The following is a 213-nucleotide window of genomic DNA, read 5'->3' as shown; positions in this document are numbered from 1 at the left end:
TTTGTTATTAACAACTTCATCGGCTTTGTTACTAAGCCTATTGAAGTTGTTAATAACAAAGCCGATGTAGCATTTACTCAGGTAAAGCTTCTCCATAAAGATAAATCAGGAATTTGCTTGCCGACCCAAGACACTTATATTCTCAGTTACAATGAGAATAACATGCCATTTTTGGCTGCCAGGATACAAGGGCACACGCCGAGTATCACTTTC

General features: G+C 38.5%; 1 protein-coding gene. It reads left to right on the top strand.

What is annotated here, in order from left to right:
- A partial coding sequence (locus CWC14_RS19530) for a hypothetical protein (protein ID WP_212746579.1) occupies nt 1-213 on the top strand: 213 nt, incomplete at both ends.

Origin of the sequence: Pseudoalteromonas sp. S3260, assembly GCF_005886925.1 — a bacterium.
Lineage (GTDB): Bacteria > Pseudomonadota > Gammaproteobacteria > Enterobacterales > Alteromonadaceae > Pseudoalteromonas > Pseudoalteromonas tetraodonis.
Note: the sequence above shows the minus strand (reverse complement) of the source record. Positions and strands in the feature narration are given on the sequence as shown.